19 protein-coding genes are annotated in these 19,063 nt (G+C 66.0%); 7 read left to right on the forward strand and 12 right to left on the reverse strand.

The window, feature by feature from the left end; all coding sequences use genetic code 11:
* Positions 1-21 precede the first annotated feature (21 nt).
* A complete protein-coding gene (locus tag F791_RS0109150; RefSeq protein ID WP_018994183.1) occupies positions 22-651 on the reverse strand; it encodes an alternative oxidase in 630 nt (209 codons plus the stop codon).
* A gap of 294 nt (positions 652-945) precedes the next feature.
* Between F791_RS0109150 and F791_RS0109155 the strand changes: the two genes are divergently transcribed.
* Entirely contained in the window at positions 946-1,560 is a 615-nt protein-coding gene (locus F791_RS0109155) for a microcompartments protein (RefSeq protein WP_018137866.1), read from the forward strand.
* 1 nt (position 1,561) lies between these two features.
* Positions 1,562-2,134, forward strand: a complete 573-nt coding sequence (locus tag F791_RS0109160; protein ID WP_018174822.1) for an NUDIX hydrolase — start codon at positions 1,562-1,564, stop codon at positions 2,132-2,134.
* Between the two features lie 32 nt (positions 2,135-2,166).
* Here F791_RS0109160 and F791_RS0109165 read toward each other — a convergent pair whose 3' ends face one another.
* Positions 2,167-2,517, reverse strand: a complete 351-nt coding sequence (locus F791_RS0109165) for a hypothetical protein (RefSeq protein ID WP_018994182.1) — start codon at positions 2,515-2,517, stop codon at positions 2,167-2,169.
* 117 nt (positions 2,518-2,634) lie between these two features.
* Between F791_RS0109165 and F791_RS0109170 the strand changes: the two genes are divergently transcribed.
* Positions 2,635-3,951, forward strand: coding sequence for a rhodanese-like domain-containing protein (locus F791_RS0109170; RefSeq protein ID WP_018994181.1), 1,317 nt, complete (start codon positions 2,635-2,637; stop codon positions 3,949-3,951).
* 31 nt (positions 3,952-3,982) lie between these two features.
* Here the strand turns inward: F791_RS0109170 and mscL are convergent, their stop codons facing one another.
* Positions 3,983-4,384 (reverse strand): large-conductance mechanosensitive channel protein MscL, encoded by a 402-nt coding sequence (mscL, locus tag F791_RS0109175; protein ID WP_018994180.1) that lies wholly within the window; start codon positions 4,382-4,384, stop codon positions 3,983-3,985.
* Positions 4,385-4,623: 239 nt separating this feature from the next.
* On the opposite strand from mscL, the gene F791_RS0109180 reads away from it, so the two are divergent.
* The gene (locus F791_RS0109180) at positions 4,624-6,084 is read left to right on the forward strand and encodes a plastocyanin/azurin family copper-binding protein (protein ID WP_018994179.1); all 1,461 of its coding nucleotides are present in this window, start codon (positions 4,624-4,626) and stop codon (positions 6,082-6,084) included.
* A 63-nt stretch (positions 6,085-6,147) separates the two neighbouring features.
* Here F791_RS0109180 and F791_RS0109185 read toward each other — a convergent pair whose 3' ends face one another.
* The 4 genes from F791_RS0109185 to F791_RS0109200 form a co-directional block, all read right to left on the reverse strand.
* The gene (locus tag F791_RS0109185; RefSeq protein WP_018994178.1) at positions 6,148-6,495 is read right to left on the reverse strand and encodes an antibiotic biosynthesis monooxygenase; all 348 of its coding nucleotides are present in this window, start codon (positions 6,493-6,495) and stop codon (positions 6,148-6,150) included.
* A 283-nt stretch (positions 6,496-6,778) separates the two neighbouring features.
* Entirely contained in the window at positions 6,779-7,081 is a 303-nt protein-coding gene (locus F791_RS0109190; protein WP_018137873.1) for a DUF3817 domain-containing protein, read from the reverse strand.
* A gap of 87 nt (positions 7,082-7,168) precedes the next feature.
* Positions 7,169-7,447: a hypothetical protein gene (locus F791_RS0109195; RefSeq protein WP_018174827.1), complete on the reverse strand. Its 279-nt coding sequence runs from the start codon at positions 7,445-7,447 to the stop codon at positions 7,169-7,171.
* 147 nt (positions 7,448-7,594) lie between these two features.
* Positions 7,595-8,008 carry a GreA/GreB family elongation factor gene (locus F791_RS0109200; protein WP_018174828.1) on the reverse strand — a complete coding sequence of 138 codons (414 nt, stop codon included), beginning with the start codon at positions 8,006-8,008 and terminating at the stop codon, positions 7,595-7,597.
* Positions 8,009-8,245: 237 nt separating this feature from the next.
* Here F791_RS0109200 and F791_RS0109205 point away from each other — a divergent pair, with 237 nt between their 5' ends.
* Positions 8,246-8,653, forward strand: coding sequence for a rhodanese-like domain-containing protein (locus F791_RS0109205; protein ID WP_018137876.1), 408 nt, complete (start codon positions 8,246-8,248; stop codon positions 8,651-8,653).
* Positions 8,654-8,763: 110 nt separating this feature from the next.
* Complete coding sequence (locus F791_RS0109210) at positions 8,764-10,881, forward strand: alpha/beta fold hydrolase (protein WP_018994177.1); 2,118 nt, start codon at positions 8,764-8,766, stop codon at positions 10,879-10,881.
* A gap of 223 nt (positions 10,882-11,104) precedes the next feature.
* On the opposite strand, the gene F791_RS0109215 is transcribed toward F791_RS0109210, so the two are convergent.
* From F791_RS0109215 to pyk, 5 genes are all read right to left on the reverse strand, one after another.
* Positions 11,105-12,145 (reverse strand): diguanylate cyclase, encoded by a 1,041-nt coding sequence (locus tag F791_RS0109215; protein WP_018137878.1) that lies wholly within the window; start codon positions 12,143-12,145, stop codon positions 11,105-11,107.
* A gap of 267 nt (positions 12,146-12,412) precedes the next feature.
* Entirely contained in the window at positions 12,413-12,847 is a 435-nt protein-coding gene (locus tag F791_RS0109220; protein WP_018137879.1) for a DsrE family protein, read from the reverse strand.
* Positions 12,848-13,110: 263 nt separating this feature from the next.
* Complete coding sequence (locus F791_RS0109225) at positions 13,111-13,590, reverse strand: cupin domain-containing protein (RefSeq protein ID WP_018994176.1); 480 nt, start codon at positions 13,588-13,590, stop codon at positions 13,111-13,113.
* A gap of 402 nt (positions 13,591-13,992) precedes the next feature.
* Positions 13,993-15,084, reverse strand: coding sequence for a tetratricopeptide repeat protein (locus tag F791_RS0109230; RefSeq protein WP_018994175.1), 1,092 nt, complete (start codon positions 15,082-15,084; stop codon positions 13,993-13,995).
* 512 nt (positions 15,085-15,596) lie between these two features.
* A complete protein-coding gene (gene pyk, locus F791_RS0109235) occupies positions 15,597-17,054 on the reverse strand; it encodes a pyruvate kinase (RefSeq protein ID WP_018994174.1) in 1,458 nt (485 codons plus the stop codon).
* Between the two features lie 367 nt (positions 17,055-17,421).
* Here pyk and mltF point away from each other — a divergent pair, with 367 nt between their 5' ends.
* Positions 17,422-18,882, forward strand: a complete 1,461-nt coding sequence (gene mltF / locus F791_RS0109240; RefSeq protein WP_018994173.1) for a membrane-bound lytic murein transglycosylase MltF — start codon at positions 17,422-17,424, stop codon at positions 18,880-18,882.
* Positions 18,883-19,063: the final 181 nt, after the last annotated feature.

Consider the following 19,063-nt stretch of genomic DNA (forward strand, 5'->3'; position numbering starts at 1 on the left):
ATGCGGGTGTGTGTCGCAGCTTCAGGTTTTGTTGTTGAGCAGGTCGGCGAAGCCGTGGTTGACGTCGCGATGGCCGGCCTCGTCTTCGCGTACGGCGCGAATAACATCGGACAGGCGTGCGCCCTCCGGCAGGTCCCAGTACTGGATGGCGCGATCCGGTGCCGGGATGTTCTCGATCGCACCGGTCTCCACTTCCTCCAGGTAATCGGTATAGCTGATCACGGCCTCCTCCTCGAAGTAGCCGACGATCCGGTGCGCGGTGCGCGAGGAGACCACGTAAATCAGGAAATACAGCGTGTAGAAGAACCCCTGCGCCACGATGATCAGGAGCCGCTCCAGCCAGTTGGGCGAGGCGATCTCGATGAAGGTGAGCAGGTGCATGCGCTCGTTTTCGGCCTCGTCCATCAGCGTGCGGATCCAGCCGTGGTCGTCCTCCATGCGGCGCAGCGAGCGCAGATGCTGCAGTGTGGCGCCGACCATGCCGGGGACCCCCGCGACGGTTTCCAGCACCACGGCGCGGTGCCCGTAGCGGCGGGCAAAGAAGGTGTCGGCGAACAGGCGCATCAGCGATGTGAAGGCGCGTGCGACACGGTCGGAGAAATCGCGCGGTTCGTGATGGCGACTCAGGTCCGTTTCCTGGTTGATGCTCATACAGGCTCCCGGGCAGGGCGCAAAACCATGGATGTCCTGTCTCGAGAGTAGAGTCAGCCACCCTCACTGTCGTTCCGCCGTGTCACAAAAATGCGCCGTTTCGCGCAGCGCAGGAGCGTCTGGCGTTGAGGTTCGGGGCCGCTGCGTTCACAATACGCCCCTCTATATCTCCCGTGTGCGCGAACAAGCCGGCGGTTTTCTGGCGGCTCAAATTCGTGTGTGCGGATTCCCGCGCGGGCCCGGGCCGCGCCGCGCGGGGGCTAACGGGGCGTTGCCCCGGCCCTGAGCGAATCGATGATCAAACTGCGCACCTACGTCTACATGGATTCCCTCCAGCCCCAGCTGGCGGAATACATGGCCACCGTCTCCCAGGGCTTTCTGCCCGTGCCGGGGGACGCGTGCCTGTGGGTGGAGGTGTCGCCGGGCATGGCCGTGCACCGGCTGACCGACGTCGCGCTGAAGGCCACCCGGGTGCACCTCGCGCAGCAGGTGGTGGAGCGCGAGTTCGGTTCCATGGTGATCCACCATCGCGACCAGAGCGATGTGCAGGAGGCCGGTCGCGTGCTGTTGCAGCGCCTGGGGGCGGATCAGTCCGATCGCCAGCCCTGCCGTATCCCGTGGCAGGAGACGATCCGCGGCATGACGCCGGACCACACGGTGCTGATCAACCGCCAGAACCGGCGCGGCAACATGATCCTGCCCGACCAGAGCATGTTCATCCTCGAGGCGGAGCCGGCCGGCTACATCATCTATGCGGCCAATCAGGCGCTGAAGGCCTCCCATGTCTCGCTGATCGACGTGCGCGCGGTGGGCGCGTTTGGCCGCCTGACGCTGGCCGGCTCCGAGGCGGACATCGACGAGGCGGCGCGGGCGGCGATCCACGCCCTGCACAACCCCGCCGGAACATAAGATGCATCGCGCGCAACTGCTCGAGCTGCTCGCCCATCACCAGACCCCGTTCATCGAGGAAGCCGGCTTTGTGCGCCGCGCACTGGACTTCGTGCAGGCCCATCCGGACTGCTTCCACTGCGATCTCCTGCCGGCGCACGTGACCGGCTCGGCCTGGGTGGTCAGCCCGGATCGCGAGCGCGCGCTGCTCCTGCTGCATGGCAAGCACCACCGGTGGTTCCAGCCGGGCGGGCATGCCGATGGCCAGTCGGACATCCTGCAGGTCGCCCTGCGCGAGATCCACGAGGAAACGGGCCTGGCGCGGGAACATATCCACCTGGTGGCCGAGGACGTCTTCGACCTCGACATCCACACGATCCCGGCGAGCCCGCATTTCCCGATGCACGAGCACATCGACGTGCGTTTTCTGCTGGAGATCGACGACCGCCTTCCGGTCCCCGGCAGCCACGAATCGCACGACATCCTCTGGGTACCGCTGCAGCACGTCTCGCGCTACAACAACAGCCGTTCCCTCTGGCGCATGGTCGAGAAGACCCGCCGCCTGCGCACCTGGCTGCACACGCATCCACGCTGATCACGCGGCCCCAGGCCCGCTCAGCGTTTCCCTCAGCGGGGCTTGACCGGCGCGTAGTCCTCGAAGCCGCAGCTCATGCAGTGAAAGCGCGCCTCGTAGCCCGCGCCGTCATCGCGTGTGCGCATCGAGCCGGGCTGGAAGTTGAACGAATGCAGCGTGCAGCGCGGGCATCTCAGATTCGTCTCCCGGGGTGCCCGCAACTCCCCTGAATGGTCCGCCTGGCTGGTTCCCGAGGCGGGTTTATCGCCACTTGACCGTGCCGCCAGCTCTCCCTTCAGCTCGTCGGCGAGCGTGCGTGCCGCAGCCGCATGTTCATCGGCGGCCATCCCGGCCAGTTGATCGATCCGTTCCTTGAGTCGCGCCAGCTCGGCGGCGTCTGTCATGGTGGTTTCTCCTGTACCCCTTGGGCTGGGCGTTCCGTTGCCGGGCGCTGTTATGGAAGCTCGCGCCGTGGCTGTCTATGTTCAGGGAATCACATCCGGCAACAACAGGACACCCCGATGCGTACATCATGGCTGGCTTTGGCCCTGTTCGCGGCGGCAACCGTCGCGCAGGGGGACGAGATCACCGCGGATTCCTTGGTCGAGGATGCCCGGTCCGAGGTCACCGATATCGACCGGGAGGGCCTGCGCGAGCTGATCGCGAACGAGCCGGACCATGTCCTGATCGACGTGCGCTCGCACCAGGAGATCGAGCTGGGCGGCGGGCAGATCCGCTCGCACCTCACGCTCAACATCCCGCGGGGCGAGCTGGAGTTTCGCATCCCGGGTGCGGTGTCTGACAAGGGCACGGCGATCGTCGTCTACAGCGACGAGAACCGCCGCTCCGCCCTCGCGGCGCAGACGCTCGAGCGCATGGGGTATACCAACGTGCACAACTACGCCGGCGGCTTCCCCGAGTGGAAGGAGGCCGAGTTGCCGCTGTACGTGCTCGACAAGGCGCTGGATTCCTTCCTCTACGACATGCCGCAGGAAGTGACCGATGGCGTGTGGTCCGCGATCGGTGCCACCCAGCCCTCCACCTACGAGAACTCGGGCCACAACAACAACCTGTCGTTCATCATCACCGACGATGGCGTGGTGGTGATGAACGCCGGCGACAACTATCTGCTGGCTCAGTCCCTGCACGAGGAGATCAAGAAGCGCACCGATCAGCCGGTGAAGTATGTGGTGCTGGAGAACGCCCAGGGGCACGCGATGCTCGGCATGACCTACTGGCAGGAGCAGGGCGCAACGGTGATCGCACACGAGGACGCCGCGCGCGAGATCGAGCAGAACGGCCAGCGCAGCCTGGAGGGTGCCCCGAACCGCACCCGCGACAAGGCGTTTCTGACCGAGCTCGGCACGCCGGACAAGATCTTCGAGGATCGCGTCGAGCTGGACATGGGGGGCGAGATTATCGAGGTGCTCTACCTCGGTCCCGCGCATGCCCCGGGGGACATCGCCCTGTGGGCCCCGGAACGCAAGACGCTGATCACCGGCGACCTCGCCTTCCACGAGCGCATGCTGCCGATCTTCGAGTACACCGACACCGCCGGCTGGATCGAGACCTGGGACAAGCTGGAGGCGATCGAGGCCGACTACATCATCCCCGGCCACGGCGGTCCGGTGACCGACTTCGAGCAGCTGCGCAAGTACACCCGCGACTACCTCGTCTTCCTGCGCGAGGAGGTGCAGGAGATTCTCGATACCGGTGGCACGCTGAACGACGCCTACAACATCGATCAGTCGGCCTACCGCCACCTGGACACCTACGACGAGCTCCACCGGCAAAACGCCGGCCGCGTCTTCCGCACCATGGAGTTCGAGGACTTCTGATGCCAACTGGCGGCGGGGGCCTCCCTCGCCGCTACTTCGACTTCAGCAGGTCGCGGATCTCCGCGAGCAGCTTTTCCTCGTTGCTGGGGGCGGGCGGCTCGGCGGGCGCGGCATCTTTTTTGCGCTGCAGCCGGCCAATCATCTTGATCGCGGCGAACACCACCATCGCGATGATCAGAAAATCCACCACGCGCTTGATGAAGATGCCGTAATTGATCGTCACCGCGGCGACGCCGTTCTCCGCCTCGCGCAGCACGATCACCAGCTCCGAGAAATCGACCCCGCCGACCAGCAGGCCGATGGGCGGCATCAGCACGTCCGACACCAGCGACGACACGATCTGCCCGAATGCCAGCCCCACGATCACGCCTACGGCCATGTCGATGACATTGCCGCGCGCTACAAACTGTTTGAACTCCTCGACGATGCCCATGACCGTTCTCCATTCCCGGAGGTAAAGAAGTTCCTATAGGCCAGCGCTAAGGCCGTTTCCATGGGCGGTGACGGGCCGTATTCAAGGCAATTATCGGTAGCCCCATGGGCGCGTGACTTGCGCAACTTCGTTCCGTGCGTCTAGAAATAGGTATATAGGCAATACAGGTTTGTATGGGGTGCCGTGCACGCGGCCCGGGGGAAAGCGCCATGAAACACACAGAAGCAGCATCTTCGACCATGGGTCACCGCCATCGGGATATGCACCTCGTGCTCTGGTGCGTGATCGGACTGTTCTGGTGGGTGGCCTCCGCGGCGCAGGCGTCGCCGGGCCCGGATTTCAGCGAGCTCTTTGGTGACAGCGACTTTATCGAGATCATCGAACGCGACGAGGGGCTGGAGACGCGGCCGACCGGGTACGTCTCGCAGGATGTCGAACCGGACCACGTGCTCCGGATCGACCTCAACGAGGGCCAGGTGCCGATCGGGCAGGGCGTGGTCTACGACGGCTTTCTGATCGACGGCCAATTGCCGGGCCCGACCCTGCGCGTGACCGAGGGCGACATCGTGCGCATGGAGATCACCAATAGCGGGGCGGTGATGCATGGGGCGTCGTTCCATGCCGCCTACACCCAGACCTCCAAGCATGTCGGTTCCATCATGCCCGGGCAGACCAAGTCGATCACCTTCCGCGCCACCACGCCGGGGGTCTTCATGTATCACTGTGCGCCGGGCGGCCATGCGATCCCCATGCACGTGATGTTCGGCCAGTACGGGATGATGGTGGTCGAGCCGCGCGACAAGCCGTACCAGCTGGAAGAGGACCTGGGCCAGGAACCCGATCTGAAGCTCTACATGCTGCAGCACGAGCTGTACGCCAGCGGCAAGGAGGCGGTGGAAGGGGATCCCAGCTACACCGCCTTCAATGGCGAGCTGTTCCGCTACGTGGAAAACCCCATCCCGGTGCGCCCCGGTGATTACGTGCGCATGTACTTCCTGAACGTGGGGCCCAACCTGCTCTCGACCTTCCATATCGTCGGCATCGTCTGGGACTACGTGTACTGGCAGGGCCACCCCGAGGCCATGTGGCCCGGCGGGCAGACGGTCACCGCGGGTCCCTCGGACTCCTGGGTGATCGAGTTCCGGATACCGCCGGAGGAGGGCGTCTACACCATGCTGGATCATGGCGTGGGGGGCACCAGTCGCGGTGCCATTGGGCTGCTGGATGCCCGTGCGGACGCCGATACGCCTTCCGAGATCCTGGCCGAGGGCCCGAGCTACGAGCCGGCGGAACTGGAAGAGCGGATTGGCGAAGCGCGGCGAATTCTTTCGCCATTCGGCATCCCGGACGCCGATGCCAACCCGGTACCCGCGCGGGCCGATCGGCCGGTTCGGTTCAGCTCGGATATCGAGGAAGTCGTGATCGAGATGAAGGGCAATGCCTTCTACCCGAAGATCGTCGAGGTGGCGCCCGGCACCAAGATCACCTGGGTTAACGAGGATGTCTTCACCTACGGACACGGCGAGACCTCCGGTGCGCACAACGCGGTGGCCCTGAGCGGTCCGCAGTCGTTCGCCACTGAGTTGCTGGCACACGCCGAGAGCGACAGCGTCACCCTGACCGAGCCGGGCACCTACGACTACATCTGCGCCCCGCACCCCTACATGCAGGGCCGCATCATCGTGCGCGACAGCGACTGACTCCGGCCCGAGCGGGACAGCGCCCGCAACAGGCGGCGATGATCGCCGCGCCGCAGGCAGGCTTCAGGAGCCGTGGGCGGCGCGGGAGTCGGATGGTGCCTGGTCGCGGTCGTGCATGCCGTAGTCGCGCACGACCTCGGCCACGCGCAGGCGATAGTCGACAAAGATGTCGCCGCGCCCGGCCGCCTGCACCTGACGGTGCGCCTCCAGGTTGCGCCACTGGCGCACCGCGTGCTCGTCGCGCCAGAACGACAGCGACAGCACCTTGCCCGGCTGGCTCAGGCTCTCGAAACGTTCGATGGAGATGAAGCCGTCCACGTCCTTCAGGTGCTCGCGCAGGCGCGCGGCCGCATCCAGGTAGTCCTGTTTGCGCTCGGCATGCGGTTCCACTTCAAAGATCACGGCAATCATGGCGGCTTCGCTATCGGCGGGATGAGGCGCCGATTAAAGCACGCCAAAGCCCATTGTGCGGAAGCCGCGGCGCACCTGTGACCCACGGCGCACCCGTCACCCAGCACCCGCTAGTCATCCCGGAAACCGCGCAGCGGTTATCCGGGATCTCCGCTCGCGGGACGGGTGCGGTCGGTGGGGCTTGCCGGTGCATGAGATCCCGGCTCTACGCTTCGCTTCGGCCGGGATGACCAGGTGTGGCGACCGCCGCTCGAGGCAGGGCCCCGAGCGATGACAGGCGGGTTCAGGCCGTCTCGGCCTCCCCGCTGGGGGAAGCCTCGCGGCGGATCAGGTAATCCACGTAGAGGAAGCCGAACGGCACGACGCCGAGGAACAGGACCAGTAGCCACTTCCACACCGGCCAGCCGCTAAGGTGGCTGGCGATCAGGGAAGTCGCGCCGTAGATGATGAACAGGATGCCGTGCACCCAGCCGACATAGGTGACGGCCAGCGGCATATCCGCATAGGTGCGTAGAGGCATCGCGATAAACAGCAGGGTAATGAGCGACAAACCCTCGAGAACGCTGATCAGGCGGAAAAATTTCATGGGAGGGACCGGAGGAACGGGAAACGCGGCGGAGGGTAGCACGAAGTGCGACGGGCGCCACGAAATGGACCAGGCAATGTGGCCGGTTTAATCCTTGCGCGGGTTGCGCACCGACTGGGCGTAGCCCTTGGCCCGGGCGCGGATCTCCTCGAAGAACAGCGCCTCCCAGCGTGTGTTGTGCTCGTCGGGCGAGAGGCTTCCGTCGGCCGGCTCGTTCTTCAGGCGTGTATCGGCTGCCGCCTCGGCCTCGTTCAGGATCTTGCTGAACACCTCCTGGGCAGCGGCGGCCGTAGGGTCGATCCCGTTGCGCTTGAGCACGTCGGCCAGCAGCGCACCGCCTTTTTTCCACTTCGACCAAAGCCTCACGCATCCTCCTCGGGCAGGGTGCAAGGAATTGGTGGCGGCCCCGCTATGGAATGATTGTGCCCAAAGCCTCTCGCGAAGATGAAGAGGCAGCACACGGACACGGTATTCTGCCTGCCGGGGCGTGAACCTCCGGCAGGCATGTATGGATTATTGGTCGGGATTGTGCCCCGGTGCCACTATCTCGATCACCAGGAATCGCAGTCGGCTACGGAGCAGCGTGATCTCGGCCAGCGAGTTCTTGCGCAGCCCCAGCAGACGCGAGCCCAGAGGGGACAGGATCGATATCTTGCCGCGCTCGGGCTGGGCATGCTCCGGCTCGCAAAGCTCGACCAGATAGGTTTCCTCGGTCTGCAGGTCCAGTAACCGGACGCAGCAGCCAGCCTGGATGACTTTCCCGCACTGGGGAGCTGTGTCCGTATGGGGTGTCTCGCTCTCGATCTTCTCGAGTAGCGAGGCCAGGTCGACTGGTGTGCCAATCGCGCCCCAGTAGTCCTGGCGGACCCAGCGATTGACCTGGGAATCGTAGGCTTGACGAAGGTAAGACGAATTCTTGCGCGCCACGGTCGCATCTCCTGTTCAGGTGTTAGAAGAAGGCATGGGCCGGGCGCGGAACATTCGGCGCCCGGCCTAAGTGAGGGTTCCCGTCATCGTGAGCTCCATCGTTTGATAAGTGTCTGTTAGAATTAAAGAAATAAGGATGCTACCCAGGCACCCCGAAAAAGGCAAATCCATGTGAATCGTGGCATTTTTAGTGTGCCTAATCCCGATTTTTTCGATCCCGAGTGCAAAGGAGCCTTCATGGCGAACGAGACGAACGACCCGCAACTGGAAATCAGCGTCAGTTCGGCGCGCGAACTGGTCGATATCGGCCTGGCCGTGTTGCTGGATATCCGCCAGCCCTTCGAGCTGGAGCTGGAGGGTGAGGTGGAAGGCGCGGTGTCGGTGCCGCTGTTCCGGCTGAAACAGCTGCTGGGGCGCGAGATCTCGGAGGAGGAGCAGGAACTGCTGGACGCGGACGAGCCGGATGATCGCGACTTTCAGCACTTCCTCTCGCTGATCAATCGCTACCACGTGACGCAGGATCAGATCCTGCTGTGCCTGTGCAACAGCGGTCGGCGCAGCCTGCGCGCCGCCGAACTGCTGCGGGAGCTGGGCTATGCACGCTGTCTCTCGGTACGTGAGGGCTTTCGCGGCTGGAAGGACTAGGGGCCTGTCGTATTTTGGCGATTCGTTGACTGTCCGGCGATTCCGGGCCTTGTCGGGAACCCGTGGGCGTGCGTGGCTGTCGCTGGTGCAGCACGTAACGGGAGACAGGCATGCAGTCCACGGGTGAGCGGTTGGCGAATCACTGGATCACGAAGCGGCGCAGGTCGCCTGCGGCCATCGCGTTGAGCGTGTCGCTGGCGTTGTTCGCCGTACCGGCCGTTGGCGCTGCCGAGACCGAGGTCGAGGCCGAACTCGTGGAGGGTAACGAAGGCCCGTGGGCCGAGGGCGAGGCGCCGCCGCTGCTCGAGCTGGAGCAGTTCTTCCGCGATCCGCAGCATGCCGCCGGGCGCATCTCGCCGGATGGCGACTACGTGGCACTGGTGAGCGCCCACGAGGGTGCGATGAACCTGCACCTGATGGAGCGGGGCGAGCCCCTGGAGTCGGCGCGTCCGCTGACCGAGGAGCCGCGTTCGATCATGGGCTTTTTCTGGTCGCGCGACGGGCGGCACCTGATTTTCGTGCGCGATCGCGACGGCGACGAGAACCTGGAGCTGCGCGTGATCGCGCTGGAGGACGCCGCCGGGCAGGATGGCATCCCCGAGTCACGCCGGCTCGCCGGGGGTGATGGCGTGCAGGCGCGGGTGCAGCATGTCCCGCGCTCGACCCCGGAGTACATCTTCGTCGGGCTGAACGAACGCGACCCGCGCCTGCACGATGTCTATCGCGTATCGCTGGAGACCGGCGAGAAGACGCTTGTGGCGAAGAACACCGCCGAGATCGAGGGCTGGGGCTTCCACGAAGGCGAACTGCGCAAGGCGGTGCGCACCACGGACGACGCGGGCACCGAGATCCTGCGCGTGAAGTCGCAGGACGAGTTCGAGTCCATCTACACCTGCGCGTTCGGCGAGACCTGCTCCATTGCCAACTTCCACCCCGACGGCGAGCGGCTCTATATGCGCACCAACGCGGGGGACGAGCGTGACTTGGTCGAGCTGGTCCTGTTTGACCCGGCCACCGGCAAAGAAGAGCTGGTGCACCGCGACCCGGAGGGCGAAGTCGACCTCGGTGGCGCGAAGTTCTCCGACCGGGACCATCGCCTACTGGCCACCGTGTACACCGGGGATCGCCAGCGCATCTATGCCCATGACGAGGACTTCGAGTCGCACCTGGAGTGGCTGCGCGAAGAGCTGGGCGAGGGCGAGCTGGAGATCACCTCGCGCACCCGTGACGAGTCCCTCTGGACGGTCGGGGTCATCCGGGACACCGACCCGGGCAGCGTGTATCTCGCGAACGTCGAGGCGCGCGAGATCGAACTACTGTACGAGGGGCGCCCGGATCTGCCGCGCGAGCACCTCGCGCCGATGGAGCCGATCCGCTACACCGCGCGCGACGGCCAGGAGATCCCCGGCTACCTGACGCTGCCACATGGCGTGGAGCCGGAAGGCCTGCCGCTGGTGGTGATGCCGCACGGCGGCCCGTGGATTCGCGATACCTGGGGCTACAGCGGCACCGTGCAGTTCCTCGCCAACCGCGGCTATGCGGTATTTCAGCCCAACTTCCGTGGCTCCTCCGGTTTCGGCAAGGAATTCCTCAACGCCGGCAACCAGGAGTGGGGCACGGGCGTGATGCAGCACGACGTCACCGACGGCGTGAAATACCTGATCGACCAGGGCATCGCCGATCCCGACCGGGTCGCGATCTTCGGGGCCTCCTATGGGGGCTACTCGGCCCTGGCCGGGCTCACCTGGACGCCCGAGCTGTACGCCGCCGGCGTCTCCATGGTGGGGCCGTCCAACCTGATTACGCTGATGGAGTCCATCCCGCCGTACTGGGAGGCCGGCATCCGCCGCATGCACGGCCGCGTCGGTGACCCGGAAGACGCCGAAGACCGCGAGCGCCTCAAGGCCCAGTCGCCGCTGTTCCACGTCGAGAACATCCAGGTCCCGCTGATGGTCGGGCAGGGCGCGAATGACCCACGCGTGAAGCAGCAGGAATCCGACCAGATCGTCGCGGCGCTGCGCGAGGCCGGGCACCCGGTCGAATACCTGCTGGCCCCGGACGAGGGCCACGGCCTGGTCGACCAGACCAACCGGCTCGCCTTCTTCGCCGGGCTGGAGACCTTCCTGGCCGAACACCTGGGCGGCCGCCACCAGGCGGACTACCCCGAGGCCGTGCAGGAGCGCCTGGACCTGCTGCGCCAGGACGTCGACGAGGTGGAGGCTCCGTAAGGGTCTAGCGCGCCCTGCCCGAGGAGGATGCGTGCAACTTCGGTGAAGGTGAAACAGCGATGTGCTGTGGGTCGGCAAGCTCAAGCTGCATTCAGAGGAGGTTGTGCGCGACTACGTTATGCGCCAGCGCGGCCAGGCGGCGCTCGACTTCCCCGCTGTCCACGGGCGATGTAGGTCGCCCAGTATTCCGGCAGGCCGTGCAGTGTCCCGCACGGCTGCGGGGTCAGAACAGTTCGATCTCGCCCGCCTCGATTGGCGTGGGCTTGATTGCACCTTCCTCGACCAGCCGGTCATACAGGCAGACTCGGTTCTTGCCGTGCGCCTTGGCGTGGTACAGGGCCTGGTCGGCCTCGTCGAGTGCCGCGCTGGCGGTCTTGTAGGGTGCCAGCCGCGTCACGCCGATACTGGTGGTGAGCCGCCCTACCCGTGGAAGTGGGTACTCGGCTACAGCGCGGCGCAGCCGGTCAAAGGTGGCAAGGGCCTGGCTGGCGTCGGCGAACTCGGCCAGTACCACGAATTCCTCGCCGCCGAAGCGGTAGACCAGGTCGTTCTCGCGGAAGCTTTGTTTCAGCAGGCGCGCGAGCAGGATCAGTACTTCATCGCCATACACATGGCCGAAACCGTCGTTGATCTTCTTGAAGTCGTCGGCGTCGATCACGCCCAGCCAGACGCCGGTCTGCCCCGGCTCTTGCAGCTGGCGGCGGTCTTCCGGCAATCCCGGCATCGGGCTGATCCGCTCGAGCGTTGTCAGATCATGGAAATTGTCATCGAAGGTCTTGCGGTTGAGCAGCCCGGTGAGCGCGTCGGTCTGGGCATCATCAATCAGATTGACGAAATTGCGATAGACCAGGAGAAAGCTTTCCACTAGGCGCTGGTCCACTCGCTTGCTGCCCAGGTGCCGGTCAAAGGCGAATACCAGGCAGATGCTGAATTCTTTGAGTCCCGACATCGGGAAGATCGATATCGCGCGACCCGCTTCGTCCTGATCCGCGACCCAGTGTCCGCTGGCCAGTGCCTGATCCAGCAGCCCCGCAGGTACAAAGGGATGTTCGGGGTCGAAGGGCACGCTCATCACCGCGTCGCGCTTGCGATCGTAGAAATGCAGGCTCCGGGGGCGGCCTTCGGCATCGAACCGGATGGTCCGGGTGCAGGCGGACTCGTAGATGTCGTCCAGGGTCTTGAGCAGACTGTGTTCCAGTCGCTGGGCATCACGTATGCCCGTCAGTTGGGCTAGTCCGTCCAGCAGGTCTCGACCGCTGTTCATGGCATTGTTCTCGTGGCGGCGAAGGCGCTGTGTGGTTCTTCGCAGATGCTTTCAGGGTACCAGCGAAAAGACAAGCTCGAGCTGTGTGACGCTGGGATTTCCCTGCCGGGCTCGTTTCACCGGGTTACGCAGATGGATCCATTCCGCAGACGCCGAGAAGGGACCCGAAGTGGAGGGCCGTAATGCCCAGCCGGTTGCTCGCCAGGTTTGGAGTCGAAAACAACAGGGCCCTCCGAAGAGGGCCCTGACGTGATCCTGCGCGGGGGATCAGTTGGAGAAGAAGCGCACGCTCGGGTCGGCCATGTAGGCGCCGACTTCTTCCGGATCGGCGGGGGTGATGCCGTCCAGCAGGTCCGCCTCGGTGTAGTCAGTGTTGGGCAGGAAGATCGCGCAGGTTTCCACCTTGGCACCGTTGTTGATGAGGTTCATCAGCAGCTGCTGGGCGTTGCGACCGGCGGGCTCCATGGTCGGGCCGTCGAAGTCTTCGGTGGCCATGGTAGCGGCCGGGCCGCACAGCAGCACGCGGATCTCCTGACCCTGACTCATGGTCTGGTTCGCCAGCACCATGGACATGAACTGGGTGTGGTCGTCGGCCGAGGTCAGGCTTACGAACAGCTTGTTGGGTTCGGCAGCCTGAGCTGCACCACTGGCACCGGCAATGGCGAGAACGGCGGAAGCGGCGAGCGTCTTGAGGGTTCGCATAGAATCTCCTTCGGTCTTCGTATGAGCGAATCACAAGATAAGCACATGCTAATGGATAGGGCAAGGGCTACTCGCAAGGCTGGGGCCATACAAAGCACGCACCTTCGAAATTGGTTTCCCTACGCACTTTTCGAAAGTGGGTGTCCCTTCGCAGTTCTCGAAAATGCGAAGGTCCTCTGCTTCAGCAACCGGCTGCACCATCCGGGTGGAGGAGCCGGGTGCGGGGGCACCGCATCCGGCAACAACCGTTGAGGGCGGCAGGCTTAGTGGTCGTGGGTCTCGTGCGCATCCACCGGGTCTTCGAACGCGATGAACAGGATGCAGTCCTCGTCCGAGATGCAGTGGGTGGTGTGCGCCAGGCGCGGCGGGCCGTAGGCGTAGGTCCCCGGTCGGAGTACAACCGGCTCCTGGTCGTCGTAATCCACTTGCATCTCGCCCTGAACGAGCACCATGCGTTCGGCGCTGGTGTGCCAGTGGTGGGGCGCGGTGCTGTTGCCCGGCAGCAGGAAGAACACATCGGCGTTGGGTTCGGCCGGGTCGCCCTGGAGGACGGCCAGGCGGCAGTCGTCGGGCATAAACGCCGGGCAGGGGTTCCATTCGAGGTCGGGGGAGTCCGGATCCCAGATGAAGGCCTGGCCGTCGTCGGCCCCCAGGCTCGCCAAGGGGGCGGCCAGGGCGAGCGCGGCGGCAGCCGTGGCCAGGTGGCGAAGCGCTCCCGCGGGCCGGGTCGAGTGGTCGTACATGATGCACCTCCTGTGGTCCATGGCTTGCGCGGCCGCGGGCCGGGCGTGACCTTGGCTTTGGCATGGCGGCCCCGCCACAGAGATTGGTGTGCGCGGCCTGTATCCAGGATTCTGGCTTGGGCCGGTCGGGGTCGCTTCCACAATCTTGCGGCGGGGGAGCGGATGTTGCGGTTACCGCGTCGCGCCGCGTCGCGCGGCGTCGGCCGAGGGTGGCGGTCGCCTTCACGGGCCGGCTCCTTCATCGCGAGGCGCGCTGCGCCGTGGCGATCGCTGAAGGGATGCCCGGCCGCTGATCGAGGCGGAGGTCCGGGGTTGCGTTTGGAGATGGCCACGGCCCCTCCGGGCCTCGCCATGACGAGGCGGGGATTGGGCTTGCTGCCCTTTGGTTGCCGCGCTGGTGGACTAGCGGGAGGTCTCGGTCTTGCGCGCCTCGGCCTCGCTGCGTTGCTCCGGGGTGAGCTGCTGGTGGACGTAGTCGCGGGCTTCCGCGGCCGGCTTGTGGCCCTGATCGGCTGCGCGCGCGAACCAGACCCAGGCACCGGGCAGGTCGGCCTCCACGCCACGGCCCTCGGCGAGCACGATGCCCATGTTGTACTGCGCCGGGGCCAGCCCCTGCCGCGCCGAGGCCAGGTACCAGGCGGCCGCGGCCGCCTCGTCCTGAGCCACCCCTAGCCCCCGTTCCAGGAGGACGCCCAGATTCGCCTGAGCCAGGGGATGGCCGGCATCGGCCGCGGCGCGATACCAGCGGGCCGCCGCCGTCAGGTCTTCCTGCGTGCCGTTGCCGTCGCGGCAGAGGTTCCCCAGGCGGGCGGCGGCGTCCGGGTCCCCGGCCTCGGCGGCTTGCCGATACCAGTGGGCGGCCCCGGCCATGTCCGTCGCCACGCCGTCGCCCTGTTCCAGGGCCAGGGCGAGGTTGAAGGCCGCGTCGCGGTGTCCCGCCTCGGCGGCCTGGGCGTAGTACTCGGCTGCCGCGGCCCGATCGCGCGCGCATCCGCTGCCTTGCTGGTGCGCGACACCGAGACTGTTCAGGGCATCGGGGTCGCCGTGTTCCGCAGAGCGTTTCCACCACTGGACGGCTTCGGTGGCGGCGGCCTCGTCGCCCGCGTTCTGCAGCAGCACGGCCAGGTTGTTCTGCGCCACGACGTGACCCGCCTCGGCCGCATGGCGGTACCAGTGTCGGGCCGCGTCGGCATCGGCGGGGTCGGCCTTCTCCGCCATCACGCCGAGGTTGAAGCTGGCATCGCTCAGCCCCTGCTCCGCGGCCTGTTCCCAGTACCCGCGCGCACGCTCGGCATCGGCCTCCAGCCCCAGGCCGTCGGCATACAGAATCCCCATACCCAACTGGGCCCAGGCCGAGCCGGCCTCGGCGCTGGCCGCCCACAGTTCCCCGGCGGTCCGATAGTCGCCGCGTTCAAACGCGGCAAAGCCGTCCTGATCGGCAATGCTCGGACCTTCGGGCTGTTCCGGGTCCGGGGAGTCGGCAGGCGTACCCATGGTGGTGGTTCTCGCTGGCAGTGTTTGCGGAGCGCCCGAGCATACAGCCTGGGCACTCGGCCGCAAGCAACCCCGGGCGCTGACCACCCCGTTGCGGAGCGGAAACGATGGGTGTCCTCGTCTTCGTTGCCCCCGTGAGGCTTCACCACACGGAGAAGCAAACACCGTCATCGCGAGGCGCGCAGCGCCGTGGCGGTCTCTGCGGATGTCCTCGGCGCTGATCGAGGCGGACGTCTGGGTTGGATTCGGAGATGGCCACGGCCCCTGCGGGACCTCGCCATGACGCGGCAGAGAAGGTGGGTGTCCTCGTCTTCGTCGCCCCTTTGAGGTTTCATCACGGCGGAGAAGCAAACACCGTCATCGCGAGGCGCGCAGCGCCGTGGCGATCTCTGTGGATGTCCCCGGCGTTGATCGAGGCGGACGTTTGGGTTGGATTCGGAGATGGCCACGGCCCCTGCGGGACCTCGCCATGACGCGGCAGGGAAGAAGGATGTGTTCTTGTTGACCTTTGCTCAGGTATGCCCTGGTGCGTGTCCCTGGCGGGGGCTGTCGAGTTCGAGCAGCTCCAGGCGATGATTGCCGGTGGGGTTGGGGCCCGAGGGGCCCTGAACGAGGAGGGCGAGACCGTCGTGGATGGCGTTCTCGGCGAGCCACTGGCGCGCAAAGTCGTTCCAGTCGCTGCGGTCCTCGGCGACTGCCACCGGCTGGACGCCGTAGGAGAACTGCAGGTTCTGGGCGGTTTCCGGATCCGGGGTGAAGGCGGCGACCCAGCAGGGCAGGCGCAGGCGCGCGATGCGCCGGGCGGTCGCGCCACTGAGCGTGGGCGCCAGGGTGACGCGCGGCAGGCGCCGTTGCGCGGTGTGGAATACGCTGCGCGCGATCAGGTCGACCGCGCGATCGTGCCCGGCTTCTTCGGGCTCGTCTGGACTATCCGGGGCCATGCCGCTGTCACGCTCCGGTTCGATCGAGCGGGCGATAGCGGCCAGCATCGCCACGGATTCCACCGGATAACGCCCCATGGCCGATTCGCCGGAGAGCATTACGCAGTCCGTACCGCCGAGGATGGCATTCGCCACGTCGGTGGCCTCGGCGCGCGTGGGCCGGCGTGAGGTGACCATGGACTCCAGCATCTGGGTGGCGGTGATCACCGGACGGTTGTGCTGGTTGGCGCGCCGGGTGATGCGGCGCTGGGCGCGGGCGATGCTCGCGATCGGGATCTCCACCCCCAGATCCCCGCGCGCCACCATGATGCCGTCCGCCGCCTCGAGGATGCCGTCGAGCTGCTCCAGCGCCGCGGCCCGTTCGATCTTGGCGATGATGAAGGGGTTGTAGCCCAGCGCCTCCGCCGCCTTGCGCACGGCCAGGATGTCGTCGCCGTCGACGACGAAGCTCTGGCTCACGGCATCCACGCCATGTTCCGCCGCAAACCGCAGCCAGTCGTGATCGTCCAGGGTAAAGGCACGGATGCCCAGGTCGATACCCGGCAGGTTCAGGCCCTTACGCGAGCGCAGCTCGCCGCCGGTCAGCACGCGGCAGGCGACCTCGCGGCCCTCGACCGATACCACCTCCAGTTCGATGTAGCCGTCATTCAGAAACAGCGCATCACCGGGCTGTACCGCCTCCGGCAGCTCGGAGAACGACACGTTGACACGAGAAGCATCGCCGACGCAGTCCTCCGTGGTCAGCGTGATCGTCGCGCCGGGCTCCAGTTCGATCGGCTCCTCGGCCAGCTCGCCGATCCGCATCTTGGGCCCCGGCAGGTCGCCGAGTATCGCGACGCGGGCGCCGGTCTCCTGCGCCGCCTCGCGGATACGGCTGATTAGCTCGGTGTGGTAGGCGGCATCGCCGTGCGAGAAGTTCAGCCGTGTCACATTGAGCCCGGCCTGCATCATCCGCCGCAGCGTGTCCGGGGAGTCGGACGCCGGCCCGATGGTGGCCACTATCTTTGTCTTCTGTGCGGGAAACGGCATGGGCAGGCCCTTACTCGATCAATGCCCCTTGAGGGTAAACCGTCCGCGCCAGCCTGTCGCCGCTGGGCTTTCTGGTTCGTCCGCCGTCAGGTGGGGGGACAACTGGCGCTGAACGACGAGTAGCTGCAGCATCAAGAGGGTGGGTGTCCTCTTCTTCCTTCTCTACTTCTTGCATCGAATGTCTCCCTTCGGGCGGTCGGTGTTTGCCTGGTAGATACCCCTAGGGGGCGCGGCGGGGTTCCGCGTCACAACCCTCATGAAATCGGGGTTGGTTGTGGGGCGGACCGCATCTACCGAAGGTCTAGGGTAGCTTTCGGGCCGTTCGGGCCAGCCGGCTGTCAGGAGACGCCGCTCGGGGAGGGATCTCATGTCCACTGATTCGTACATCCATTTGCTGCATCCGCGTCGCTGGCGGCGTTCAGGTCTGGTGACCGCGTCGGCGGTCGTGCTGATGGCCTGTGGTCCCGGGGATGGGCAGTCGGAAGTGCCGGGGGTGTCGGGCTCGTCGCTGGAACATCCGGAGGGCACCGGTGAACTGGTGGTGGTGACCCGCAATGCCCCCACCGCCTGGTTCTACGACCGCCACACCGAGACCGCAGGCCCGGAACACGACCTGGTGGAAGCCTTCGCAGCCGCGCGTGGCTGGGAGGTCCAATGGAAGGTGGTGGACTCGGTGGGCGAGGTGCTGAAGAGCCTGGCCTCCGGCGAGGTCCATATGGCGGCGGCCGGTCTCACGCATCTGGAATCGCGCGATGCGGATTTCCTCCGCGGGCCGCAGCATACCGAGGTGACCGAGCAGGTCGTGTGTCACCGCGATCGCGGCTCGCTGCCGGAGTCGGCCGCCGATCTGGACGGGCTGGAGCTGGCAGTCAGCGCCGGCAGCGCCTACGTCGAAACCCTGCAGGCGCTGGACGAGCCGGTGGCCCATCGCGCCGAGCCGGAGGGCACCGAGCGGCTGTTGGCGGCCGTGGAAGAGGGCGAACTCGACTGTACAGTGGCCGACTCGCATATCGTCGACCTCAACCAGCGGATCTTCCCGCACCTGGAAGTGGCCTTCGACGTGAGTGATGAACGCGCGATCGGCTGGTATCTGCACCCCGATTTCGAGGAACTTGCGGCGCAGGCGGGTGCGTGGATGGACACCGACGAGGGGACGCAGGTGCGTGCCCGGGTGGACGAGCAGTACTATGCCTACGTCCCGGAATTCGACTTCGTGGACCTGCGTGCACTGACGCGGCGCATCGACCAGCGGCTGCCGGATTTCCGCCCGGTGTTCGAGGAGGCCGCTGACGAGTACGAACTGCCAGCCGACCTGCTGGCCGCGCTGGCCTACCAGGAGTCGCACTGGGATCCGCAGGCGCGCAGTCCCACCGGGGTGCGCGGGATGATGATGTTGACCCAGCGCACCGCGCAGGAGCTGGGGATCGAGGACCGCCTGGATCCGGAGCAGAGCATTCGTGGTGGCGCGCGCTACCTGCACCAGATGCACGAGCGCCTGGACGAGGACATCCCGGAACCGGACCGTACGTATCTCGCGCTGGCGGCCTACAACATCGGCCGCGGGCACCTGCTGGATGCACGGCGCCTGGCGAGAGAACTGGATCGCGACCCAGACCGCTGGGCGGACATGCGCGAGGTGCTGCCGCTGCTGACCGAGGAACGCTATTACCGCGATCTGCGGTTCGGCTACGCGCGCGGTTACCAGCCGGTGTACTACGTGCAGCGCATCCGCAACTACCGTGCCGTGATCCGGCCCGCCTTCGTGGGGGACGAGGTCGCCGTGGACGGGCCGGCGCCGTCCATCTTCTCGCGGCTGCTGTCGGACTGAGCGGGCCGCCGGTCAATTCTTCTTCCAGCGTCTGCGCCCAGGCGGGCAGCAGCTACGTCTAGCGAAGCGGGCAAACCTCAACAAGGTGCGTGTCCTCTTTTTCGTCGCCTTCTCAACCCGTCTTCGCAACCAAACACCGTCATCGCGAGGCGCGCAGCGCCGTGGCGATCTCCGAGGGTGT

It is taken from the genome of Thioalkalivibrio sp. ALRh (assembly GCF_000381425.1).
GTDB lineage: Bacteria > Pseudomonadota > Gammaproteobacteria > Ectothiorhodospirales > Ectothiorhodospiraceae > Thioalkalivibrio.